Source organism: Microbacterium sp., from assembly GCF_017305435.1.
GTDB lineage: Bacteria > Actinomycetota > Actinomycetes > Actinomycetales > Microbacteriaceae > Microbacterium.
Window position 1 is genome coordinate 97,810 of record NZ_JAFKIP010000005.1, and the last position, 23,093, is coordinate 120,902.

Below are 23,093 nucleotides of genomic sequence, written 5' to 3' on the forward strand. Positions count from 1 at the left end.
CTCAAGGGGCGCGTTCGTGAGTGGGCTGGCTTCCCAGCCCCTGTCCGATGCGCAGGGTGTTCTCGCGCATCATGGCCAGATAGGTGTCGGCGCCGTCGCCAGGCGCCGTCAGCGATTCGGTGAACAGCTCGACGACGTCGACGTCGACGCCCGCCTCGGCGGCCAGCACCTGCACCAGGCGGTCGGGCTGCGAGGACTCGGCGAAGATCGTCGGCACCCCGGCATCCTCGATCGCGGTCGTGAGGGTCCGCAGATCGGCGGCGCTCGGCGCGGCGAGGGTGGTGCCCCCGGGGATGACCGCGCCCACGAGGCGGAAGTCGAACCGGTCGGCGAGGTAGCCGAACACGTGGTGGTTCGTCACGAGGGCGCGGTGCGCGCGGGGGATCGCCGCGAAGGTCGCCGTCATCTCGGCATCCACGTCGCGGAGCTGCGCGCGATACGCATCCGCGTTCGCGGTGATCGCCGCGGCGTCGACCCCGTCGATGCCGGCGATCTCGCGCTCGAGCGCGTCGACGACGTCGATCATGCGCCCGGGATCGGTCCAGAAGTGCGGGTCGGCGGCTCCCCCCGCGTCTTCCGAGGTGTAGTCGAGGACGTCGATGTGGTCGCCCGCGACGAACGACGCCACGCCCCGCTCGACGGCTCGGTCGAGGTGCTGCTGCATGCCCTCTTCGAGGCCGAGCCCGTTCGAGACGACGAGGGCCGCGGCATCCATGAGCGCCGCCTCCTGCGCGGAGATCTCGAACGAGTGCGGGTCGGCGCCGCGCTTCATGAGGGTCGTGACCTGCGCTTGGGTTCCCGTGATCTCGCCGACGACGTCGCCGAGGATGTTGGTCGTCACGACGATCTGCGGGCGGTCGGCCGACGTGGATGCCGCGGCCCCGCAGCCCGTCAGGGCGAGCGCGAGAGCGGCGAGGCCCGCGGCGCCCGCGAGGGCGCGCCCGATCATCGCCCGACCTCCGCGAGGAAGAACGGCGCGGTCGGCGTCTGCAGAGTGCGCGCGACCCGAGCGCCGTCGGCGTAGTCGGTCTCGTGCACGAGGCCGGCGGACGGATCGTTGAGGTAGGCGCGCTGGCCGTCGAGCGTCAGCGACACGCCGGCGGTCACCGCCGCGATGAGGGGGTCCGTCGCCGCGAGCTCGGCGCCGTCGCGGAAGACGCGCACGCGGCCCTCGACATCCAGCGCGACGACGTGCCCGTCGGCGTCGTCGACCGCGGTGACGTGCACGAGCGGACTCCGGGTCGCGACGAACTGCCAGGTCGCCGCACGCGTGTCGAGCAGCCAGAATCCGGCGGCTCCCGCGAGGGCCGCGACGGTCGGCCTCCCCTTGCGGCCGTCGAACGCGGTCGCCCGGTCGGCAGCGGCGTCGGTGGGGAACGGGACGTGCGTGAAGACGACCCGGCCGTCCTCCCACGTGGCGAGGAGCGCGCCGTCGGCGCAGCCGATCGCGAGGGCCGCGACGGTCGTGATCGCTCCGGATGCCCCGGCGCAGGGGGCGGCGGCATCCGTCGCCTCGCCGCCCGGTCCGTAGTAGACGAGGTGCTCGCCGTGAGTCACGAGCGCACCGTCGTGGAGCGGGGCGATCAGGCCTGGCCCGGGCGGAGTCTGCAGGCGGAAGGTCTCGACGATCTCGCCGCGCGAGAGGGCGGCGTTGTCGAGGAGCACCGCGTCCCCCGAGTCGGCGAAGCGGATGCCGGTGGAGCCGGCGGTCGAGAGGATGCCCCATGTGACGGTGGCAACGCCCGCACCGGGCACCGTGCCGATGACGCGCGGCGGCGCGAGGTAGAAGTGGAAGTGGTCGCCGTGGTTCCAACTCCACCGTCCGGAGTCGACGATCGCGACGCCGTCCGGTGTCGTGACGAAGCCGTAGCGGCCGTCGCTCGCGAGGGCCGACGGCGTGCCCGCCGCGCCGAGCTCGCTCGCCTCGCCGGTGAGGAGGTCCACGAGTCCGACCGCCCCCGCGGCGTCGACCGACAGGAGGGCGAGCGGGGGCTCGGAGACCTCTTCGGCGCCCGCGACCACGCCATGCGCGGTGCCGGTCGAGGCGGGGTCGGATGCCGAGGTCGCGGCACCGGGCATGGCCGGCGCGGTCGTGCCGGCGCAGCCGGAGAGCGCCATTGCGGCGATGAGGGTCGAGAAGAGAGCGGCTCTCGCGACGAGGGGGCGGGCGGAGGTCATGCGGTCCTTTCCGGACGGGCCACCGAGACGGCATCCACGCGGGGAGCGGTGGCGGGCGCGTGCGGCGTGTTGCGGGGGATGAGGCGCGCGGTGCCCGCTCGGGCACCGGCGGAGGCGGTGGCGAGCGCGATCGCGGTGGCGGCGATCGACGCGCCGGCGGCGGTGCCGAGGTACCAGGAGGCGAGCAGGCCCAGGGCGACGGCGACGATGCCGAACGCCGCGGCGAGGATCATCGTCGACGGGATCCGCGTCGTCCAGGCCCGGGCGGCGACGGCCGGGGCGAGCAGCAGGCCTACGACGAGGAGCGTGCCCACGGCGGGGAACGAGGCGACGACGGCGAGGGTCACGAGGCCGACGAGGGCGACGTGCGCACGCTGTGGGCGCAGGCCGAGCGTCGTCGCGATCCTGCTGTCGAACGCCGTCGCCACGAACGACCGGTGGAAGGCGGCGCAGACGCCGATCGTCACGAGCGCGGCCACGCCGAGCACGGCGATGTCGCCGGGGCGGATCGCGAGGATGTCGCCGAAGAGGAGCGCCGTGGCATCCGTCGCGAAGCTGCGCGAATGGGAGACGATGATGACGCCCACCGACAGCATCGCGACGAACAGCAGCCCGATGCTCGTGTCGTACGACAGTCGACCGCGCCGCTGCAGCATGCCGATCGTCGCGCTCATCGCGACGGCGCTGACCGCAGCGCCGAAGAGCACCGGCAGCCCCAGGACGGTCGCGAGGGCCACCCCCGGCAGCATCCCGTGACCGATGGCCTCGCCGAGGAAGGCCATGCCGCGGATGACGACCCACGTGCCGACGACCCCGCAGATGACCGCGACGAGCGATCCGCCCGCGAGGGCGTGGACGAAGAACTCCGCGGCGAACGGGGTGAGCGGGGGCATGGTCAGCCACCCTAGCGATAAACGATAACGATTATCAATTGCTACACTCGTGCGCGTGATGCCCGCTCTGACGACCCGTGATCTCTGCTTCGCCTACGACGGCGTCGACGTACTGCACGATGTCAGCGTCGAGCTTCTGCCGGGCGAGGTCGTCGCGATCGCCGGTCCGAACGGCTCCGGCAAGTCGACCCTCATCGAGCTCCTCGCCGGAGTGCGCCGACCGCGCCGCGGCGAGATCCAGCGCCGCGGGGATCTGGCGCTCGTCGTACAGCGCCCCGCCGCCCCGGCGGAGCTCCCGGTGAGCGCCGCCGACGTGGTCGCCATGGGGACGTGGAAGCGTGGCGCCCGGATGCCCCGCTCCGCCGCGCGGGCCGCCGTGGCCGAGGCGCTCGACCGCGTCGGCATGCGGGAGGTCGCGAGCCGTCCGCTGCTAGCGCTGTCCGGTGGGCAGCGCCAGCGCGTCTTCCTCGCTCAGGGGATCGTGCGGCGCCCCGGCATCCTGCTGCTCGACGAACCCGCCGCGGGCCTCGATGCGACGAGTGTCGACCGCATGCAGCGGATCCTCGCGGAAGAGGCGGCCCGCGGGGCCGTCGTCGCATGCGTCTCGCACGACGGCGACGCGATCGCCGGCGCCGATCGCGTGGTCCGTCTCGAGGGCGGGATTCGCGTCGCCTGATCGGCACGCGGCGCCCACTCCGGCCGAGAACGCACGACAGCACCGCTCCCGGGTGGGAAGCGGTGCTGTCGTGCGTTCTCGGGGCGTCGGCCGGATGCCGGGGTGCCCGCTCGACGCGGATCAGGCGTCGCGCGTGGTGGCGCCGCGCTGGAACCCGGCGTCGAAGCCGCGCTCGTAAGCGGTCTCGGCGGCGCGCCCGGCGTGGCCGTGGTGGCCGTGGTGGCCGCCCCGGTGCCCGCGATGACCGGCGTGGCCGGCGTGACCGTGGTGGTCCCCGCCGCAGCCGCCGTCGGCGGACTGATCGGGGCCGAAGCCGCGGTGGTGACCCGGGCCGAACCCCGGGCGGAGCCCGGGTCCGAACGCGGGTCCGAAGGCCGGGCCACGGCGACCGGGGCCGAAGCCCCGGCGACCGCGCGGACCGCGCGGCATCCGCTCGTCGGGGTTCCAGCCCAACTCGATCGCGATCGCCTCGAGGCTTGCGAGGGTGGTCGCGAAGTCCTCCGGCGAGACCGCGCCGGAGACGCGGGCGCGGATGTCGCCCGCCGCTTCGGCGAGGCGCGCGTGGGCCGCGCGTCCCTCGTCGGTCAGCGTCCAGGCGCCGTCGGTCTCGGCGACCCAGCCGCGTTCGATGAGTCCGCGGAGCTTCTTGCCGCCGCGGTGCTCGAGACGAGCGCGCAGCGCCGGAGACGACGCGTCTCCGGCGAGAAGGCTGAGCAGGCGCCAGTCGCGACGGCTTGCGCCGTCCTGCTCGAACGCGGACGCGAACTCGCGGGCGAGCAGGCGGTCGGCGGCGCGCAGCCAGTATCCGAACGGGCGGGCGGGGGTGGTGTCAGGTGAGTTCTCCATGAGGGAGTCCTTTCGTTGAAGTCGTGGGCGGCTCGGGTGAGCCGCGGTACATGTCATAGTGCATGTACATGAAGTATGACATGTATTTCCGAAGCATGTCAAGTCACATGTAAATTGGATGCCATGACCGACCCGACTCCCGCCGAGCTCGACGCCATAGCCGCCGCCCTGGCGCGCCTCCGTGGCCGCGGTCCCGGGCGTTTCGGCCCGGGTGGCCCGGGTGGTCCCGGTGGTCCGGGCGGTCCGAGTGGCCGCGGCGCGGGCCCGTTCGGCGGACACGGTCATCCTGGTCACGAATGGCTCCGCGCCGAGCGCGCCGAGCGCGGCGAGCGCGGCGCCGGCCATGGCTTCCCCGGCGGCCCGGGCGCGCGCATCGGAGGCCCCGCACGCCTGCGTCTGCTCGAGGCGCTGGCCGCGGCATCCCACCCTCTGTCGGTCAGCGAGCTCGGCGAGGCGATCGGCGTCGACCAGCCGCGCGCCTCGCGGCTCGTTCAGCAAGCCGTCGACCTCGGGCTCGTGCGTCGCGAGGCCGATCCGGACGATGCGCGTCGCACGCGCATTGCGCTGACCGACGACGGCGCGCGCGTCGCGCGCGGGTTCCGGGGCCAGCGTCGAGAGCACCTGTCGCAAGCGCTCCAGGACTTCACCGTCGACGAGCGCGCGGAACTCGCCCGCCTTCTTGCGAAGCTCGCCGACGCCTGGCCCGAACACCGCTGACCGGCCGGTTCGCCTCCTAGGCACATCCGGATGCCGCTGCGCAAGCCCCGGCATCCCGGGACCCCTCGCCGCGCCGCTTCGCTACCGTGGAAGGCATGACCGTGTCGACTCCGGCCGCCGACCCGCTGGCCTCTCGCCCTCTCGCCCGCTGGGTCTTCTGGCCCGCCGCCGTCGTCATCGCGGGTGTCGCGGCCTTCGCGATCGTCGTGCCGGACGTCGCCGAGCAGACCTTCGCGGCGATCCAGGCGACGATCGTGCGTACCTTCAACTGGTACTACGTGCTGATCGCCGCGTTCTTCGTCGCGTTCGTGCTGGTGCTCGGCTTCAGCCGGTTCGGCGACATCCGTCTCGGCAAGGACGACGACGAGCCGGACTTCTCCACGGGCGCCTGGTTCTCGCTGCTGTTCGCTGCGGGCATGGGCATCGGCTTGGTCTTCTACGGCGTGAGCGAGCCGCTCAGCCATTTCATCTCGCCGCGCCCCGGCGTCACCGGCACCGAGGCGCAGCTCGCGCAGAGCGCACTCATCCAGACGTACCTGCACTGGGGTGTGCAGGCCTGGGCGATCTACGTCGTCATCGGCGTCGCCCTCGCGTACGCGATCCACCGTCGGCGCCGACCGGTGTCGATCCGCTGGGCGCTCGAGCCGCTCCTCGGCAAGCGCGTACGCGGCACATGGGGCAACGTCATCGACGCGCTCGCTCTCGTCGGCACCGTGTTCGGCGTCGCGACCTCCCTCGGACTCGGCGTCCTGCAGATCGGGGCGGGGCTGGATGCCGCAGGCTTCGGCACGCCGGACACGCTCATGCAGATCGTCATCATCGCGGTCATCACGGTCGTCGTGCTCTTCTCCGTGCTGTCCGGCGTGGCCAAGGGCATGAAGTGGCTGTCGAGCATCAACCTGATCCTCGCCGCGGTGCTTCTCGTCTTCATCCTGTTCGCGGGCCACACCGAGTACCTGCTGCGCGAGTGGGTGCAGTCGATCGGCGCGTACTTGCAGAACTTCGTGGGACTGAGCTTCACCGTGAGCGCGTTCCAGGGCGAGGCCGGCGAGCAGTGGCAGGCGGCGTGGACGTCGTTCTACTGGGGCTGGTGGATCTCGTGGGCGCCCTTCGTCGGCATCTTCATCGCGCGCGTGAGCAAGGGGCGCACGGTGCGCCAGTTCGTGCTGGGCGTTCTCGTCGTGCCGACGCTCGTCGGGATCCTGTGGTTCGCGGTGCTCGGCGGTTCGGCGCTGTACCAGGAGGTCCAGAGCCCCGGCTCGATGCTCGCCGCCGACGGGTCGGTCGATCTGCAGGGCGCCCTGTTCCAGCTGTTCCAGCATCTCCCCGCGACGCAGGTGCTCACGATCGGCGCGATCGTGCTGATCGGCATCTTCTTCGTGACGTCCGCCGATTCGGGCGCCCTCGTGATGGGAATGATCGCGACCGGCGGCGACGCCGAGCCGAAGCGCTGGATCCGCGTGTTCTTCACTCTCGCCACGGCCGTGCTCGCGGTCGCGCTGCTGGTCGCAGGCGGACTCTCCGCGCTGCAGACGGCGGCGATCACGATCGCGTTGCCGTTCAGCGTCGTCATGCTCCTCATCTGCTGGGCGACGATCATCGCGTTCCGCCGCGAGCGCCGCGTCTACGACCGTGCGGAGCGCGCGCAGCTCGTCGACTACGTCGGCGAGCACTACGGTCTCGACGTCGAGACCGGCAACGAGCAGGGCGTACGGATGCCGGGGTGGTGGCGCGCGCGGCGGCGTCCCCCGTCCTGACGAGCCCTCGGCCGGCGCGCGTCAGTCTCGGCGCACGTGCTTCGGCAGGCGAACGAACAGCAGCAGCACGAGACCCGCGAGCAGCACGATCGCAATGCCGAGGATGCCCCAGTAGGTCGCGCCGAACGCGACGATGAACAGGGTCCACATGGCGGGCGAGATGAAGCTCGCGACGCGGCCCGTCGTGGCGTAGAGGCCGAAGATCTCGCCCTGCATGCCCACCGGCGTGACTCGTGCGAGCAGCGAGCGGGATGCCGCCTGCGCGGGCCCCACGAACGCGCACAGGATGAGGCCGCCGACCCAGAACGGCGCCTTGCCGCCGTCGTGCAGGAGGAAGACGGCGAGAGCGATCACCACGAGTCCGGTGAGCGAGGTCACGATGACCGCCCGCGCGCCGAAGCGGTCGTCGAGGCGCCCGGCGATCACCGTCGACACGCCCGCGACGAGGTTCGCGACGATGCCGAAGATCATGACCTCGTTGGGCGTGAACCCGAAGGCGACGGCTGCCAGCACGCCGCCGAACGCGAAGACGCCCGCGAGCCCGTCGCGGTAGACGGCGCTGGCGACGAGGAACCAGAACGTCGAGCGGTGCTCGCGCCGCAGGCGCGCGATGTCGCGGACGAGCTCGCGATACGCGCCGAAGAAGCTGACGCGCCGCGTGCCGCCGTCACGCGCCGGCGGCTCCGGGACGTTCAGGAAGAGCGGGATCGAGAAGACGATCGTCCACACGCCGCACCCGACCGCGATGAGCCGGTAGGCGAGGCCGCCGCTGGTGTCCATGCCGAACCAGTCGGCGAAGGTCAGTGCGACCACGAGGCCGAGCGCGAGGATGCCGCCGATGTAGCCGAGCCCCCAGCCGAGGCCGCTCACGCGGCCGACGGTGCGCGGCGTCGAGACGCTGACGAGGAGCGCGTTGTAGTTGACGCCGGCGATCTCGGAGACGACGGCGCCGATCGAGACCATGATCGCGCCGTACCAGAAGTACATCGGGTCGGCGAAGACGAAGAAGAGACTGAACTGGATGAGAGCGAGGAGCACCGTCGTCACGAGCAGCCAGCGCTTCTTGCGCCCGGCCCGGTCGGCGAGCTGGCCGAGGACCGGGGCGACGAGCAGGATCAGGATGCCGGCGAGCGTCGAGATCAGGCCGTAGCCGCTCGAGAGGTCGGCGAGAGCGCGCTCCTTGACCGGATCCTTGTCGGCGAGGGCGGCGATGTCGGCCGGCAGGAAGCTGTCCGAGACGAGATACAGCGACACGAAGACGAAGGTCAGGATGACGGAGTTGAACGGCTGCGTCGCCCAGTCCCACATCGCCCACGAGCGGACCTCGCGGCGCGGCACGTGCCGCTCGTCGCCCGAGTCCTGGAACACCTCGCCGATCGCGCCGAGCGCTCGCGTGTCGGCAGGCATCGGGGGCGTCTGAGGGGCGGATCTCGGCGTGGATCGCGGGGCGGAGGCGGGGTCCATGTCGGTCATGCTGAAGCCCTTCGATGAACAGAGAGTGACGACGCCGTCACGGTGCGTCCTCAGACTATGACCGCGCGGACGGATACCGTGGTCACATGGCATCCGACATTGCACCCTCCTCTGCCGAAGTGACGTCTGCTGCGGCCGAACCCGCTGACGCGGCGGAGGCGGCATCCACCCCCTCTTTCGCCGACCTGGGACTCGACGCCCCCGTCCTGAAGGCGTTGAAGGACGTCGGCTACGAGACGCCGTCTGCGATCCAGGCGGCGACGATCCCTCCGCTGCTCGCGGGTCGCGACGTGCTCGGCACCGCGCAGACCGGCACGGGCAAGACGGCCGCGTTCGCGCTGCCGATCCTGTCGCGCCTCGACCTGTCGCAGAAGACGCCCCAGGCGCTCGTGCTCGCGCCGACCCGCGAACTCGCCCTGCAGGTGTGCGAGGCATTCGAGTCGTACGCCGCGCACCTGCGCGGCGTGCATGTCCTCCCCGTCTACGGCGGACAGGGGTACGGCCAGCAGCTCTCGGCGCTGCGGCGCGGCGTGCACATCGTCGTCGGCACGCCGGGGCGCATCATGGACCACCTCGACAAGGGCACCCTCGACCTGTCGGAGCTCCGCTACCTCGTCCTCGACGAGGCCGACGAGATGCTGCGCATGGGCTTCGCCGAGGACGTCGAGACGATCCTCGCCGAGACCCCCGACGACAAGCAGGTCGCGCTCTTCTCGGCGACGATGCCGGCGCAGATCCGGCGCCTCGCCGGCACCTACCTGAAGGACCCCGACGAGATCAACGTCAAGGCGAAGACCTCGACCGCGACGAACATCACGCAGCGCTACCTCGTCGTGTCGTATCCGCAGAAGGTCGACGCGCTCACCCGCATCCTCGAGGTCGAGCCCTTCGAGGGGATGATCGTCTTCACCCGCACCAAGAACGAGACCGAGACCCTCGCGGAGAAGCTCCGCGCCCGCGGGTACACCGCCGCCGCGATCAACGGTGACATCGCGCAGGCCCAGCGCGAGCGCACGGTGAACCAGTTGAAGGACGGCAAACTCGACATCCTCGTCGCCACCGACGTCGCCGCGCGCGGGCTGGATGTCGAGCGGATCAGCCACGTCGTCAACTTCGACCTGCCGATCGACACCGAGTCGTATGTCCACCGGATCGGCCGTACCGGTCGCGCGGGACGCACGGGTGACGCGATCAGCTTCGTGACGCCGCGCGAGCGTCGCATGCTGGCATCCATCGAGAAGGCGACGCGTCAGCCGCTCACCGAGATGACGCTGCCGAGCGCCGACGACGTCAACGCGACGCGCCTCACCCGTTTCGACGACGCCATCACGGCGGCGCTGTCCGAGACCGAGCGCATCGACCGCTTCCGCGACATCATCAACCACTACGTCCGCCACCACGACGTGCCCGAGGCGGACGTCGCCGCCGCGCTCGCCGTCGTCGCGCAGGGCGAGACGCCGCTGCTGCTGGATGCCGCGGACGACGAGCCCGCGCGCCGAGAACGTGACCGGTTCGACCGGGACCGCGGCCGGGACCGCGAACAGGGCGACCGCGGCGACCGGCCGCGCCGTGAGCGTCGCGACGGCGCGACGGCGACGTACCGGATCGAGGTCGGGCGGCGGCACAAGGTCGAGCCGCGCCAGATCGTCGGCGCGCTCGCCAACGAGGGCGGCTTCCGCCGCGAGGACTTCGGCGCGATCCAGATCCGCCCGGACTTCTCGCTCGTGGAGCTTCCCGCCGACCTGCCGCGCGGAACGCTCGACCGCCTGGCGAACACGCGCATCTCGGGCCGTCTGATCGAGATCAAGCCCGATCGCTTCCAGCGCTCCGCGAAGCGCCCCGAGCGTCGCTACCGCGACTGAGGGGCGGGCAGGGAGCGCGTGGCCTCCTCGAGCAGTTCGAGCACGTGACGATACTCCTTCCCGGTCGCCCGCGTCATGCCGAGTTCGCACGTGCGATTGCAGGAAGCGTGACCATCGGCGTCGAGGGCACGCACTTCGGCGGCTTCAGCGGCGGTCGCCGATGCCGTGAGTTCGGGGTGCAGCATCCCGCGGTCACCGGCGAAACCGCAGCATCCCCAGGCATCCGGGACCCTCACCTCGTGGGCGACGGCGTCTCCGACCGCATGAAGTGCCGGGTTCAGCCCCATCTGCGTCGACGAACAGGTCGGATGCAGGACGAGAGTGTCGACGATGGGTGAGATGTCGCCGAGAACGGGCAACACCTCGCGCGCGACGAAGTCGACGGCGTCTTCTGTGCGGTAGGCGAGCCCCGCGTCGTCGAAGATATGCGCGAAGCCCTCGGTGCAGCTCGCGCCGTCGCTCACGATGACGAGCTCGCCGTTCCGCGAAGCACCGCGCACGGAGTCGACGACTCGCCGCACCATGACGTCGCGGCCCGCCGCGTAGCCCTTCGACGTCCAGGGCGTCGAGCAGCACAGCGTCTCTATGCCCTCGGGCACGACGACGCTGATGCCCGCGCGTTCGAGGAGTCGTGTGAACGCCGCAGTCACGCCGATGCCGTCACCCGCCGCGCCGAACATGCTGTTGACGCACGCAGGCAGGTACACCGCGATCGGAGCGCGAGCGCCCGCGCCGAGCCGGCCCGCCCGTCCGCGCCTGGCGGGCCCTCCGCCCGGCAGATCTGCGGCGTACGCCGGCACCGTATCCGCACCGAGAAGTGCGCGCCCCGCCGTCGTCGCCGCCGTCACGAGGCGCGCTGGCATGGCATCGGCGGCCGTCAGCGCGACTGACCCGACCCGGGTCATGGGTCCCCAGACCTTCGCAGCGGCCTTCCACCCGGCCGCGAGCACGGGGTTCGCCTCTTCGCGGCGCAGGCGCTTGATGAGCGAACCCGTGTCGATGAGCACGGGGCATGCCGTCGCGCACATCCCGTCGACGGCGCACGTGTCGATGCCCGCGTAGTCGTAGTCGCGGTCGAGCTCGCGCGCGAGGGCGTGGTCTCCGGATGCCTCGGCCCGTGCCGTTGCGCGTCGCACGACGATGCGCTGGCGCGGTGTGAGGGTCAGGTCCTTCGAGGGGCACACGGGCTCGCAGTATCCGCACTCCACGCACCGATCTGCCTCGGCCTCGATGGGCTCGGCGCGCGTGAAGTCACGGAGGTGCGCATGCGGATCATCGCCGATGATGACGCCCGGGTTGAGGATGCCGGTCGGGTCGCACAGCCGCTTCAGCTCGCGCATGACGCCGTACAGCTCGTCGCCGTACTGACGCCGTACGAATGGCGCCATGACGCGCCCGGTGCCGTGCTCGGCTTTGAGGTTGCCGCCCGCACCGAGCACGAGATCGACCATCTCCTCCGTGAAGCCCGAGAAGCGGGCCATCGCCTCGGCGCCCTCGAAGCGGTCGGTGAGCATGAAGTGGATGTTGCCGTCCTTCGCGTGGCCGAAGATGACGGAGTCGCGGTAGCCGTACCTCTCGAAGAGCAGCTGAAGCCCGTCGCACGTCGATGCGAGCGAGGGGACCGGCACGACGATGTCTTCGAGGAGCGCCGTCGTTCCGGAGGGCCGCGCCCCTGCGACCGATGTGTAGAGGCCCTTCCGGAGCTTCCATGCCGTCGCGCGCGCCTTGACCTCGGACGAGAAGACCGCGGGAGCGCGGAGCGCGATGCTGCCCAGGACGTCCGCGCCGCGCGCCGCGAGCGCTGCGAGTTCGTCATCCCCCGTCGCGTGGTACTCGATGAGCAGTGCCGCCTCCGTCGCGGGGGAGAATCCGAGGATCTGCGCCGGGGCATCGGCGAACGACTGGCCGACGCGGATGCTCGTGGCATCCATGAGCTCGAGGGTCGCGGCATCCGTCGCCACGAGTGCCGGGAGTGCCCGCGTCGCGTCGTCCAGGGTCGGGAACACGGCGAGCGCCGTGGTGGTCTTGGGCTTGATCGGCACCGTCCGAAAGGTCGCCTCGGCGACGAACGCGAGAGTCCCCTCGCTGCCGATGACGAGGTGCGCGAGTGCGTGAACGGGGGAGTCGAAGTCGAGCAGCGCGTTGATGCCGTAGCCCATCGTGTTCTTCATGGCGAACTGGCTTTCGATCAGCGCGACCGACTGCGGGTTCGACCGCACGCGGCGCTGCAGGCGCACGAGGCCCTCGAAGAGGTCGGGCTCGCGGTCGCGCAGGTGGGTGTCGGCGTCGGGGTCACCCGTATCGATCGTCGTACCGCTCGGAAGCACGATGACCATCGACTCGAGCGTCCGGTACGTGTTCTCCGTGATACCGCACGCCATGCCGCTCGAGTTGTTCGCGACCACACCGCCGATCGTGCAGGCGACTTCGCTCGCGGGGTCGGGTCCGAGGCGGCGGCTGTGGCGGAGGAGGCGCGCATTGACCTGTCGCACGGTCGCCCCGGGCTGCACACGCACGCGCATCCCGCCGTCCAGCACGTCGATCCGGCGGAACCCGCGGCGCGTGTCGATGAGGAGGTCGTCACCCGATGCCTGTCCCGACAGGCTCGTGCCGCCCGATCGGAACGTGACGCGCGAGCCGGCCGCACTCGCCGCCCGGAGCACGGCGGCGACCTCCGCCGCATCTTCCGCGACGACGACGGCGCGCGGCGTCAGCAGAAAGTGTGAGGCGTCGCTTGCATAGGCGACGCGGTCGATCGCACGGGTCTTGATGCGGGATGCGTCCGCCACCGCCGCTGCGACCGCGGGCGCAATCGATCCAGCGGGCACGGTGGTCGACGGGGTCGTCACCGTGCCTGGGCCTTGCCGATCGCCACGCGCAAGATGCCCTGCGCGTCATCCAGCGCAGCAGTCGTGTCGGCCGGCGGCATCCCGGTCAGGATCGTCAGGATGGCCGGCTTCACCCCACCCCCCACGGCCGTCAGGGCATCAGCGGCCGTGGCGTAGTCGCACCCGGTGATCGTGGCGACCGTCCGAACGGAGCGCGCGTGGAGCTTCTCGTTGGTCGCTTGCAGGTCGACCATGACGCCGTGATAGGTCTTGCCGAGCTTGATCATGCTGAGGGTCGAGAGCATGTTGAGGACGAGCTTTTGGGCGGTGCCTGCCTTCAGCCGTGTCGACCCCGACACGAACTCCGGACCGACCACCGTCTCGATCGCGACGTCAGCATGCCTGCTGATCACCGAGTCCGCATTGGCGGCCACCGAGATCGCCAGAGCGCCGCGGGCGCGGGCGCGGTCGAGTGCGCCGGTGACGTACGGGGTGCGGCCGGAGGCAGATATCCCGACCACGACATCCATGGGTCCGACCGCAAGACGATCGAAGTCCGCGGCGGAGCCGTCGGGGTCATCCTCTGCACCCTCGACGGCAGTCTGGATGGCCCCGGGGCCCCCCGCGACCAAGCCCACGACGAGGTCGGGTGACGTGCCGAACGTCGGGGGGCATTCGCTTGCATCGAGCACGCCGACGCGCCCCGCGGTACCGGCGCCGAGGTAGATCAGGCGGCCGCCTCGGCGCAGCCGGTCGGCGATGCCGTCGACGGCGCGCGCGATGTCGTCGCCGGCTGCAGCGACCGCGGCGGGCACGCGGGTGTCCTCGAGGTTCATCGCATCGACGAGATCGCGCGTCGCGAGAGTGTCGAGGTCGGCGCGGTCGACCAGCATCGACTCCGTCGTGAGCGATTCGAGCTCGGAGATGATCGCGCGCAGCGAGGGGGAATCAGAGGACACGATGGATGAGCCTTTCGTGGGGGAGGGTGGCGCGATCGGCGATGAGGAGTGCGCCGTCCATCGCAGATCCGCGCGCGCCCTCGGGTCGCAATCCGGCCTGGGCGAGCGACTCTCGCAGCCGGTTCGCGAACCACGCGTGTGAGGCGAGTCCGCCGAGGACGCTCACCCTGTCGCCGTCACTCGACGCGTCGCGGGTCGTCGCGGTCAGCTCGCGGATGGCCGCGTCGCAGATGCGCCGGGCGACATCGTCGCCGGTGCGGGCGCAGTCGAGCACGACGGGCGCGAAGCGCGCGACCGCGGCAAGGGGATGCTCCTGCTGCGCCAGCCATCGAGGGGCATCGAGGTGCTCGAGGTGCTCGAGGGCATGCGCAGCGAGCATCGTCTCCGAGCCCGCGCGAAGCGCCGACCGAAGTCCCGCGCGGCCGATCCAGTATCCGCTGCCGTGGTCGCCGAGCTCGGGCCCGAGCCCGTCGGCGAGGTGAAAGCCGCCGTCGTCACGCACCCCCAGTGCCACGGCGCCGGTGCCGGCGATGAGGACGGTGCCGACCTCTCCGTCGAGCGCTCCGACATGGGCTGCGACGACATCGGAGGTGACGCTGGCCGGCGTCGACCACCGATCCGCGAGCAGGCGGGCGAGCTCTTCTGCGGCCTCCGGAGCGCTGAGCGCCCCAGCGGTTCCGACCGAGACCGCGTGGAAGGCATCGGACCCGAGCCCGGGTGCGAGGGCGTCGATCCGCGCCTGCGCGGCTCTCGCCCCACCGCTCTCGGCCAGGCCGGGAGTCCCGGGGCCCGACAGTACGGTCCCGATGACGCCGTTGTGGGCGAGGGCGACGCGCGTCGTGGACTTGCCGATGTCGGCGAGGAAGACCGTGCGTACCGTCATGGAGGGCCTCCTGCTCAAGGGATGCTCGGAAGTTCGTAAGAACTCTACATTGAACTATCCTTTTGCGTAATTCATTGCCAGAAGTGACGGTGCGCTTCGCGGCCTTGCGCGCTCTGGCGACATACTGGGGCGGGAGGAACCATGAGCATACAATCCACGATCGACGCGACGGCGGGCACGCTCTCGCCGTCGCTCGCGCGGGTAGCTGAGTTCATTCGCGCCAACCCGGCGGCCGTCGTCGACAACACCATCAACGAACTGGCTGGGCTGTGCAACACCTCCGTCGCCTCCGTCGTGCGGTTCTGCCGTTCGATAGGCCTCTCCGGCTATGCGCAGCTCCGTATGGCGCTCGCCTCCGAGATGGGCAAGGAGCGCGCGCAGTTCGGCGACGGGATGAGCTTCGGCTCTGACATCACCGATGCGGACTCACTCAGCGACATCGTCGCGAAGATTCGCTCCCGTGAGATTCTCGCCATCGAGGAGACGCTCGCGGCGCTCGACGTCGACGACCTCGGTCGTGCCGCGTCGCTCATCAGCGAGTCGGACCGCATTCTGCTGTATGGCGTCGGGGCGAGTCAGTTCATCGCTGCGGACCTCGGCCATAAACTCCTGCGCATCGGCCGCCCCGCCGTCGTGCTCAGCGATCCGCACGAGGCATGGGCCTGTGCCGCACTCCCGCACCCGGGGACGGTCGCCATCGCCTTCTCGCACCGCGGCGAGACCCCCGAGACCAACCGGTTCGTCCAGATCGCTCGTGATGCGGCGGGTTCGACCGTGGGCGTCACGAGCGTGCGTGATTCGACGCTCGGACAGAACGTGGGGATCGTGCTGACGACGCAAGCCCGTGAGACCGACTTCCGGGCCGGGGCGATGGTCAGTCGCATTGCGCAACTGGCGCTCGTGGACTGTCTGTTCACCGCGATCGCACAGGGTCGCTATCAGCAGACGCTCGAGGCGCTGCGGGTGACGCGCGCCGCGACGCACGGCTCCGGCCGACCCTGAGGAACGGCTCTGTTGGTAACGGGCATGTAAAACTTCTCCGTTCAACTCGCAATCTCTGAACATTCTTGTCAGAATGGGGCTCACCCGAACACAACCTTGATCAGAGAGGGCTTTCGTGAGCTCAGCAGGTCCGCTCGTCCGGCGCTTTCGTGCCGGCGATCTGAACGATCTGGCTGCCGCGTGGACGGCCGCCGCACCCCAAGACGCCATCACCCCCACGCGTCTGCGCGATGTGATCCTGCTCGATCGGAACTTCGACGAGACCGGCCTGTTCATCGCGGAAGAGAACGGCCAGATCGTCGGCGCCTCCTACGCTGTGCGGCGCACCGTCGCCCACGACGGCGATGATCTCGAACCCGACACAGGCTGGATTCCGTTCTTCTTCGTCGTGCCCTCCGCCCGAGGTCGCGGGCTCGGGCGCACTCTGGTCACTGCGGCCATGGACTGGCTCCGGATGCACGATCGGTCTACGGTCGTGTTCTCCGCCTACACCCCCAATTACGTGCTCCCCGGGCTCGACGCCGACCGCTATCCCCAGGCGTCCGCGCTCCTCGCTTCGCTCGGCTTCACCCGCTTCGAACACCCGAGCGCGATGGACCGCACCCTCATCGGATACGCCGTTCCCGACGACGTCGCCGACCGCATCACCGAACTCCGCAAGGCCGGGTGGTACCTCGGTCACCCGACGTCGGACGATCTCGTCGCCCTGATCCGGCTCGCCGGCACAGAGTTCAACTCCGACTGGGCCCGCGCCATCCGAGAAGGAGTGGTGGCTGGCTCCCTGCCGCTCGAACGCATCATCATCGCGAAAGACCCGGCCGGGGCCCTCATCGGGTGGGCGCAGCACGGCACCTACGAACAGGTGATCGAACGCTTCGGGCCCTTCGGAGTCCTGCCGTCGAGCCGCGGCCTCGGCCTCGGCAAAGTCATCCTGCACCTGACGATGCAGAACATGGTCGCCCTCGGCGCCCACTCGGCGTGGTTCCTGTGGGCCGACGAGGGATCGACGGCATCTGGCCTGTACGCAAAGACCGGGTTCATCGCGACCCGGACGTTCGACATCCTCAGCGCTGAGCTGTGAGAGGAAGAGCCCGATGAGCAGAACAGTCGTCGCAATCGGAGGTCACATCGGTGACGCCGAACTGATGGCCGGCCCCGTGCTGGCCAAGGTCGTTCTCGAAGGAGGGCGCGCCATCATCATCGACTGCACCTATGGCGAGCGCGGACACCCCCGCCTCACCCCGAGCGAGTACCGCCCCCAGAAACTGCACGAAGCGCAGTTCTTCGCAGATGCGATCGGGGCCGAACTGCACGTGCTCGACTACTCCGACGGGTTCCTTCCCGACGACGAAGAAGTGGCCGAGCACATCTCCGCCATCCTGCGCGAAGCGCGACCGGATGTCGTCATCACCCACTGGCTGTCGTCGATGCACCGCGATCACGAGCGTGCCGCTCAGGCCGCGCTGCGCGCGGTCTTCCTCGCCTCGATTCCGCGCGAGGAGATCGAGGCACCCCGTCACACCGTGCCCACGATCCTCCACGCGGAGAACTGGGAGGACATGGAGGGGTTCGAGGCCGACACCTACATCGAGATCCCGCCAGATGCCTTCGACCGCTGGCTCGAAGGCATCAGCGAGCACGCATTCGCCCGCGGAGAGACCTACGGGTTCCGGTTCATCGACTACTACTCGGCCCTCATGACGGTGAAGGGATGCCTCGTGGGAGCCGAGCGGGCCGTTGCGCTGAAGTCCGCCGGCACGGAGAAGTTCACCCTCGCGGGCCCCTGATCTCCCCTCTCACCCTCGCTGCAGTCACATCGCACTCACACAGGAAGGCACCACCATGAACAGGAAACACCAGCTCGCCGCTGCCGGAATCGGCCTCGTGGCCATCGCATCACTCGCCGGCTGCGCCGGGACCACTTCGTCCGCGCCGAGTGACGGCAGCGGCGTCGAGATCACGTACCTCACCCATTGGGGGCCCGAGCAGACGGCTCAGCTCGAGGCTGCGGCCGCCGCGTTCACGGCGGAGAACCCTGATGTCACCATCAAGGTTCAGTCGGTGCCGTTCGATCAGCTGCTCTCGACGCTGGCCACTCAGGGAAGCGGCCCGGATGGCCCGACGATCACCAACATCTACACCGCCTGGCTCCCCCAGCTGGCATCCGATGGGATCGTCGGCCCGGCACCGGCCGACGTCGCCGCTGACGTGACCGCGAACTACGGCGCGGGATTCGCGGCCGCGGCATCCACCGAAGGCAGCGTCTACGGTGTGCCGAACGAGGTCGCGCTCTACCAGCTCAACTACAACACGGAGCTTTTCCAGGCGGCCGGGATCAGCGAGGCGCCCGCCGACTGGGATGCCCTCATCGCCGATGCGACGGCGCTGAAGGGCGCGGGCGTGAAGAACCCGTACGGCTTCATCACGGCGTGGGGCAACGGCGTCGTCCACCCCTTCCTGTCGCTGCTCGCCTCCAACGGCGGATCGTTCCTCAATGCAGACGGCACCGCATCGGCCTTGACGTCGCCCGAAGCGCTCGAAGTCGCGCGCCTCTATGAAGAGCTCGTGGACAAGGGGCTCACCGACATCTCGCTGTCGACGGCCGATGCCAACACGACCGGTCCGTATCTCGACTCGTTCTCGCAGAACCTCACCGGCATGATCGTGATGGCCAACTGGTGGAAGGGGACGCTCGAGTCGGCGATGGGCGACGGGTTCTCCGACATCGCCAGCGCACCGATCCCGGTCGGTCCGTCGGGCGACGTGTCGTCGTCGATCTCGTACACGTGGGCCAACGTCGTGAGCAGCAAGGCTGACGAAGCCAAGCAGAAGGCCGCGTGGGAGTTCCTCACCTATCTGAACGGCCCGGACTCGGGGGCGGCCGGCTCGTCGGCCATGGGCGACATCCTGATCGGCATGGGCATCCTGCCGAGCCGCACCAGCGACCTCGACGCGCACGCCGCTGAGCTGAACACCCCGTTCCTCACGTCATACGTCGAGGCACAGGCCACCGCAACGCCCTTCCCGACGGTCAACGGTGTCGCCGAGGCGACCACCGCCCTCCAGACGGAGCTGGAGGCGCTGTTGAACGGCCAGAAGGACGCTGCCACGGCGATGAAGGATGCCGACGCCGCGGTGAATGCCGCACTGTCCGCCGCCCGCTGAGTTCGCTACCCGCTCGGGGGAAGGGGCATCTCGGTGCCTCTTCCCCCGCACCTTGACATCGAAGGAGACCGCATGGCGACCGTCACGGTCACGACCGGCCGCAGGGGCCGACGCACGGGCGGCCGACAGCATGTCGGCTTCTGGTCGGCCCTGTTCCTGAGCCCCACCATCCTCGTGATCGGCCTGTTCACGGTGATTCCGCTCATCATCACGGTGGTGATCAGTTTCACCGACTGGTCGGTGTTCCGGGCGCTGGGCGATTGGAAGTTCGTCGGTCTGCGCAACTATGAGGCGCTCCTGGCCAACACGACCCGTCTCCAGGCGATATGGAACACGGTCGCCTACGTCGTCCTGTCCGTCGTCTTCACGGTCCCGCTCGCTGCGCTCGTGGCGATGCTGCTGTACTTCCCGAAGCTCAAGGGGGCGGGCTTCGTCCGCGTGGCGCTGTTCGCCACCTACGTCATTCCGACCATCGCCGTCGTGATCGTCTGGGGCAATCTCTATGCCCCCGGGTACGGCCCCTTCTCCGCCATCTTCACGGCGGTGGGGCTCCCATCGCCGGGATGGCTGAGCGACCCGCGCATCGCTCTCTTCTCGGTGGTCATCTTCAACGTGTGGCAGATGCTCGGCTACTACGTGATCCTCATCACGGCGGGGCTGACGCAGATCCCCGAAGAGCTCTACGAGGCCGCGAAGATCGACGGAGCCGGCATCTTCCGCCAGACGTGGTCGGTGACGGTGCCCCTGCTTCGCCCGACGCTGCTCTTCGTGCTCCTCATGACCGTCGTCAACTCGATTCAGGTCTTCGACCCCATCTATCTGCTCACCCGCGGGGGCCCCGCCAACGCAACCAACGTTCTCTCCTACGAGATCCAACGTGCGGCGTTCGAGTACGGCAAGGCGGGCGATGCCGCAGCGCTGTCGGTGTCGCTGTTGATGATCGTCGTACTCGTCGGCGCGATCGCCGTCATCGTGGTGAGGAGAAGAAAGTGACTCAGATGACCGCGACAGTCATCCCGGAGCTCGCCGCCGTCCGCCGTCGGCCCGCCCGCCCCCGCATCCAGCGCGTCGCGCTCTACGTGATCCTCGTCGGGGTCGCCGTCGTGCCGCTCTTTCCTCTTTACTGGCTCGTCATCTCGTCGTTCAAGACACCGCAGGAGTTCTCACAGATTCCGCCGACGTGGTTTCCCGCAGATCCGACGCTCGGCCAGATGGAGACGGCGCTGACGGCGGTTCCGTTCGCGCAGTCGCTTCTCAACAGCGTGATCATCGCGGGCGGCAGCACGCTGTCGGTGCTGATCACGAGCGTCTTCGCCGGATACGTCTTCGCGAAGCACTCATTCCGTGGGCGTGACGCGATCTTCTGGGCGATCGTCGCGACGATGTTCCTGCCGCCCGTCGTCACACTCGTGCCGCTGTATTCGATGGTCAACGCGATGGGCGTCGGAGACAGCTATATCGGTGTCATGCTGCCGTGGCTCGCCAACGCGTTCGGCATTTTCTTGATGCGGCAGTTCATCCTGGGGGTCCCCGATGAGATCATCGAAGCCGCGCGCGTGGACGGTGCGGGCGAAATACGGATCGTGCTCCAGTTCGTCGTACCGCTCATCAAGCCCGCGATGGTCACTTTAGCCGTGTTCATGTTCGTCTACGCGTGGAACAACTTCCTGTGGCCGGTGACCCTCTTGAAGTCCGAAGAGCTCTACCCCGTGGTGCTCACCGTCAACCGTCTCATGGCCTACACGATGAGTTTTGACTTCCGAAACGTGGTGCTGGCCGGAACCCTCGTGGCATCCTTGCCGACGCTGATCATCTTCGTGCTCACGCAGCGCGTGTTCGTTCAGGGGATCGCGTCGACCGGCGTCAAAGGGTAGACGCTCAGAGCGCAGCCCCCGCGACTCGGTGGCCTCGCATCGACGGATGCCTCGGCGAGATCACGCCGCCAGGAACCCGGCGAACACCGCGGTCAGTTCGTCCCTGGCCGTCAGCGGCAGCACGCGGGAGACGTACTGATCGGGCCGCACCAGCACGATCGCGCCGTCGGCGTGGATGCCGCGGGCCGCGAACAGGTCGTTCGCGGGGTCGGGAGTCCACACCTTCTCCCAGTCCTGGAGTCCGAGTGGACCGGTGCGGGGCAGGAGCACCGCCGGCAGGCTCGTGAGGTCGAGATCGTGGTGCGAACCGCGGAAGATGGCCTGCACGTCGAGGACGGCGTCGAGGTCGTCATCCGCCCTGCCGAAACGCCGCAGTGGCGAGCCCGGCGCGCGCTCGAGCCACTGCGCGAGCTCGATCAAGCCTGTGCCCTGCGAGTCGTCGAAGGCGTAGAGGCGCCAGCGTCCGTCGGCGCGATGAGTGTGGCCGAGGTGCATGCGGCGGGCGTCGGCGACGCGGACGGCGGGGACGGCGTGGAAGCGCGTACCGATCTCGAACCCCGCGGCCAGGTGCTGATGCTCGTCGGTGCCGGTGAGCACCGAGGGAGAGTACCGCGTGGCGAGACCGGCCGTATAGCGACCTTGTCGCGCGAACTCCTCCTGCATCTGCGCGGCGGTCACACCGCCGCGCTCGGGGTGGTCGGCGTCGGCTACCGGCTGGGCGATGAAGGCGGACCAGTGTCGGTCGAAGTCGATGAGATCCCGGGCGATCGCGTGACGCTCGGCCGAGTACGTGTGCAGCAGCGAGGCCGGCGAGCGTCCCTCGAGCACGGCGGCGAGTTTCCAGCCGAGGTTGAACGCGTCCTGCATGGACACGTTCATGCCCTGCCCGGCTTTCGCCGAGTGGGTGTGGCACGCATCCCCCGCGATGAACACGCGGGGTTCGCGGTCCTCGTCCGCATCCGCCACGTCGTCGAAGCGGTCGGTGACGCGTTGACCGACTTCGTACACGGAAGACCATGCGACCGACCGCACGTCGATCGCGTAGGGGTGCAGGATGCCGTTGGCGACCGCCGTCAACTGCTCGACCGTCGTCGTGCGCACCGCCGTGTCGCCAGCCTGTATATCGCCGAGGTCGACGTACAGGCGCACCATGTTGCCGCCTTCGCGCGGGATCATCAGGAGGCTGCCGTGGCCGTCGGACTGCACGATGTTCTTCGTGCGCCAATCGGGGAAGTCGGTGACGGCGAGCACGTCCATGACGCCCCACGCGTGGTTCGCCGAGTCGCCGACCAGTGCGCGTCCGATGGCGCGGCGCACCTCGCTGCGCGCGCCGTCACAGCCCACGACGTAGCGCGCGCGCACGATCACGTCGCGATCGCCTCGGCGCAGCGTGACGGTGACCGGATGGTCGCCCTCGCCGATGCTGAGACCGGCGAAGGAGACCCCGTAGTCCACCTGGAACCGACTCGCCGATCGGGCGGCATGGTCGAGGAGGTATTGCTGCATGCGCGCCTGGTTCACGATGACGTGCGGGAACTCGCTGAGGCCCTCGGGGGTATCGTGCACCCAACCGGTGCGCTGGATGCGGGATCGATCGTCCTCGGACGGCCCCCAGAAGCGCACCTCGTTGACCCAGTACGCCTCGCGCAGGAGCGCGTCGGCCAGGCCGAACGCGTGGAACATCTCGACGGTGCGACAGGCCACCCCATCCGCCTGGCCGACCTCGAGCGGTCCTTCGCGGCGCTCGACGAGGCGTGTGGCGATCGACGGGAACGCCGCGAGCTGCGCCGCCAGCACCGTTCCGGCCGGGCCCGCGCCGACGATCAACACGTCTATCTCATCGGGGAGATCCGGCGAGTCGGTGCGGCGCTCGTCGACCACCGCGGCGGGAAGGACGTCGGGGTCGCCGGGCCGGTACCCGTCGCGGTAGAACTGCATCTCTCGTGCCTTTCTCAGTGCTCAGCAGGGGTGTCGTGCGAT

General features: G+C 69.7%; 19 protein-coding genes. 10 read left to right on the forward strand and 9 right to left on the reverse strand.

The genetic code is table 11. The features are described from left to right. Position 1 precedes the first annotated feature (1 nt). Genes aztC through aztB form a run of 3 tightly spaced genes read right to left on the reverse strand, consistent with a single transcriptional unit; the run spans position 2 to position 3,071 of the window. Positions 2-949 carry a zinc ABC transporter substrate-binding protein AztC gene (aztC, locus tag J0I43_RS09000; protein ID WP_292862275.1) on the reverse strand — a complete coding sequence of 316 codons (948 nt, stop codon included), beginning with the start codon at positions 947-949 and terminating at the stop codon, positions 2-4. Next, positions 946-2,178, reverse strand: coding sequence for an ABC transporter (locus tag J0I43_RS09005; RefSeq protein WP_292862278.1), 1,233 nt, complete (start codon positions 2,176-2,178; stop codon positions 946-948). The genes aztC and J0I43_RS09005 overlap by 4 nt, the downstream gene beginning before the upstream one ends. Then, positions 2,175-3,071, reverse strand: a complete 897-nt coding sequence (gene aztB / locus J0I43_RS09010; RefSeq protein WP_292862280.1) for a zinc ABC transporter permease AztB — start codon at positions 3,069-3,071, stop codon at positions 2,175-2,177. Before aztB ends, J0I43_RS09005 begins: the two co-directional genes overlap by 4 nt. 58 nt (positions 3,072-3,129) lie before the next feature. Here aztB and J0I43_RS09015 point away from each other — a divergent pair, with 58 nt between their 5' ends. Continuing rightward, positions 3,130-3,747: a metal ABC transporter ATP-binding protein gene (locus J0I43_RS09015; protein ID WP_292862283.1), complete on the forward strand. Its 618-nt coding sequence runs from the start codon at positions 3,130-3,132 to the stop codon at positions 3,745-3,747. Between the two features lie 120 nt (positions 3,748-3,867). Here the strand turns inward: J0I43_RS09015 and J0I43_RS09020 are convergent, their stop codons facing one another. After that, positions 3,868-4,593, reverse strand: coding sequence for a hypothetical protein (locus J0I43_RS09020; RefSeq protein ID WP_292862286.1), 726 nt, complete (start codon positions 4,591-4,593; stop codon positions 3,868-3,870). A 123-nt stretch (positions 4,594-4,716) separates the two neighbouring features. Between J0I43_RS09020 and J0I43_RS09025 the strand changes: the two genes are divergently transcribed. Beyond that, positions 4,717-5,310 (forward strand): MarR family winged helix-turn-helix transcriptional regulator, encoded by a 594-nt coding sequence (locus tag J0I43_RS09025; protein ID WP_292862289.1) that lies wholly within the window; start codon positions 4,717-4,719, stop codon positions 5,308-5,310. Between the two features lie 95 nt (positions 5,311-5,405). Continuing rightward, positions 5,406-7,067, forward strand: coding sequence for a BCCT family transporter (locus J0I43_RS09030; protein WP_292862292.1), 1,662 nt, complete (start codon positions 5,406-5,408; stop codon positions 7,065-7,067). Positions 7,068-7,088: 21 nt separating this feature from the next. On the opposite strand, the gene J0I43_RS09035 is transcribed toward J0I43_RS09030, so the two are convergent. Further along, the gene (locus J0I43_RS09035) at positions 7,089-8,474 is read right to left on the reverse strand and encodes an MFS transporter (RefSeq protein ID WP_292862295.1); all 1,386 of its coding nucleotides are present in this window, start codon (positions 8,472-8,474) and stop codon (positions 7,089-7,091) included. Positions 8,475-8,626: 152 nt separating this feature from the next. Between J0I43_RS09035 and J0I43_RS09040 the strand changes: the two genes are divergently transcribed. Beyond that, complete coding sequence (locus J0I43_RS09040) at positions 8,627-10,402, forward strand: DEAD/DEAH box helicase (RefSeq protein ID WP_292862298.1); 1,776 nt, start codon at positions 8,627-8,629, stop codon at positions 10,400-10,402. Here J0I43_RS09040 and J0I43_RS09045 read toward each other — a convergent pair. The 3 genes from J0I43_RS09045 to J0I43_RS09055 are packed head-to-tail and all read right to left on the reverse strand — an operon-like array spanning position 10,390 to position 15,072. Next, positions 10,390-13,251 carry an FAD-binding and (Fe-S)-binding domain-containing protein gene (locus J0I43_RS09045; RefSeq protein WP_292862300.1) on the reverse strand — a complete coding sequence of 954 codons (2,862 nt, stop codon included), beginning with the start codon at positions 13,249-13,251 and terminating at the stop codon, positions 10,390-10,392. The two genes, J0I43_RS09040 and J0I43_RS09045, sit on opposite strands and share 13 nt — an antisense overlap. After that, positions 13,248-14,189 carry an N-acetylmuramic acid 6-phosphate etherase gene (gene murQ, locus J0I43_RS09050; RefSeq protein WP_292862303.1) on the reverse strand — a complete coding sequence of 314 codons (942 nt, stop codon included), beginning with the start codon at positions 14,187-14,189 and terminating at the stop codon, positions 13,248-13,250. Before murQ ends, J0I43_RS09045 begins: the two co-directional genes overlap by 4 nt. Continuing rightward, complete coding sequence (locus J0I43_RS09055; protein ID WP_292862306.1) at positions 14,179-15,072, reverse strand: N-acetylglucosamine kinase; 894 nt, start codon at positions 15,070-15,072, stop codon at positions 14,179-14,181. Before J0I43_RS09055 ends, murQ begins: the two co-directional genes overlap by 11 nt. A gap of 141 nt (positions 15,073-15,213) precedes the next feature. Here J0I43_RS09055 and J0I43_RS09060 point away from each other — a divergent pair, with 141 nt between their 5' ends. The 6 genes from J0I43_RS09060 (at position 15,214) to J0I43_RS09085 (ending at position 21,113) form a co-directional block, all read left to right on the forward strand. Beyond that, on the forward strand, positions 15,214-16,074 hold the full coding sequence (locus J0I43_RS09060; RefSeq protein WP_292862309.1) for a MurR/RpiR family transcriptional regulator: 861 nt from the start codon (positions 15,214-15,216) through the stop codon (positions 16,072-16,074). Positions 16,075-16,189: 115 nt separating this feature from the next. Beyond that, positions 16,190-17,155: a GNAT family N-acetyltransferase gene (locus J0I43_RS09065; protein WP_292862312.1), complete on the forward strand. Its 966-nt coding sequence runs from the start codon at positions 16,190-16,192 to the stop codon at positions 17,153-17,155. 13 nt (positions 17,156-17,168) lie between these two features. Continuing rightward, the gene (locus tag J0I43_RS09070; RefSeq protein ID WP_292862315.1) at positions 17,169-17,861 is read left to right on the forward strand and encodes a PIG-L deacetylase family protein; all 693 of its coding nucleotides are present in this window, start codon (positions 17,169-17,171) and stop codon (positions 17,859-17,861) included. Between the two features lie 55 nt (positions 17,862-17,916). After that, positions 17,917-19,239 carry an ABC transporter substrate-binding protein gene (locus J0I43_RS09075; protein WP_292862318.1) on the forward strand — a complete coding sequence of 441 codons (1,323 nt, stop codon included), beginning with the start codon at positions 17,917-17,919 and terminating at the stop codon, positions 19,237-19,239. 72 nt (positions 19,240-19,311) lie between these two features. Continuing rightward, positions 19,312-20,232, forward strand: coding sequence for a carbohydrate ABC transporter permease (locus tag J0I43_RS09080; RefSeq protein ID WP_292862321.1), 921 nt, complete (start codon positions 19,312-19,314; stop codon positions 20,230-20,232). Positions 20,233-20,237: 5 nt separating this feature from the next. Beyond that, the gene (locus tag J0I43_RS09085; protein WP_292863223.1) at positions 20,238-21,113 is read left to right on the forward strand and encodes a carbohydrate ABC transporter permease; all 876 of its coding nucleotides are present in this window, start codon (positions 20,238-20,240) and stop codon (positions 21,111-21,113) included. Positions 21,114-21,173: 60 nt separating this feature from the next. On the opposite strand, the gene J0I43_RS09090 is transcribed toward J0I43_RS09085, so the two are convergent. Beyond that, positions 21,174-23,051 (reverse strand): FAD-dependent monooxygenase, encoded by a 1,878-nt coding sequence (locus J0I43_RS09090; protein WP_292862324.1) that lies wholly within the window; start codon positions 23,049-23,051, stop codon positions 21,174-21,176. Positions 23,052-23,093 lie beyond the last annotated feature (42 nt).

Coding starts and splice junctions, on each gene's coding strand:
- J0I43_RS09005 (WP_292862278.1), bottom strand. CDS start 2,178: ATGACCTCCGCCCGCCCCCTCGTCGCGAGAGCCGCTCTCTTCTCGACC.
- J0I43_RS09070 (WP_292862315.1), top strand. CDS start 17,169: ATGAGCAGAACAGTCGTCGCAATCGGAGGTCACATCGGTGACGCCGAA.
- aztB (WP_292862280.1), bottom strand. CDS start 3,071: ATGCCCCCGCTCACCCCGTTCGCCGCGGAGTTCTTCGTCCACGCCCTC.
- J0I43_RS09020 (WP_292862286.1), bottom strand. CDS start 4,593: ATGGAGAACTCACCTGACACCACCCCCGCCCGCCCGTTCGGATACTGG.
- J0I43_RS09085 (WP_292863223.1), top strand. CDS start 20,238: ATGACCGCGACAGTCATCCCGGAGCTCGCCGCCGTCCGCCGTCGGCCC.
- aztC (WP_292862275.1), bottom strand. CDS start 949: ATGATCGGGCGCGCCCTCGCGGGCGCCGCGGGCCTCGCCGCTCTCGCG.
- J0I43_RS09030 (WP_292862292.1), top strand. CDS start 5,406: ATGACCGTGTCGACTCCGGCCGCCGACCCGCTGGCCTCTCGCCCTCTC.
- J0I43_RS09090 (WP_292862324.1), bottom strand. CDS start 23,051: ATGCAGTTCTACCGCGACGGGTACCGGCCCGGCGACCCCGACGTCCTT.
- J0I43_RS09075 (WP_292862318.1), top strand. CDS start 17,917: ATGAACAGGAAACACCAGCTCGCCGCTGCCGGAATCGGCCTCGTGGCC.
- J0I43_RS09060 (WP_292862309.1), top strand. CDS start 15,214: ATGAGCATACAATCCACGATCGACGCGACGGCGGGCACGCTCTCGCCG.
- J0I43_RS09025 (WP_292862289.1), top strand. CDS start 4,717: ATGACCGACCCGACTCCCGCCGAGCTCGACGCCATAGCCGCCGCCCTG.
- J0I43_RS09015 (WP_292862283.1), top strand. CDS start 3,130: ATGCCCGCTCTGACGACCCGTGATCTCTGCTTCGCCTACGACGGCGTC.
- J0I43_RS09080 (WP_292862321.1), top strand. CDS start 19,312: ATGGCGACCGTCACGGTCACGACCGGCCGCAGGGGCCGACGCACGGGC.
- J0I43_RS09040 (WP_292862298.1), top strand. CDS start 8,627: ATGGCATCCGACATTGCACCCTCCTCTGCCGAAGTGACGTCTGCTGCG.
- J0I43_RS09055 (WP_292862306.1), bottom strand. CDS start 15,072: ATGACGGTACGCACGGTCTTCCTCGCCGACATCGGCAAGTCCACGACG.
- J0I43_RS09035 (WP_292862295.1), bottom strand. CDS start 8,474: ATGCCTGCCGACACGCGAGCGCTCGGCGCGATCGGCGAGGTGTTCCAG.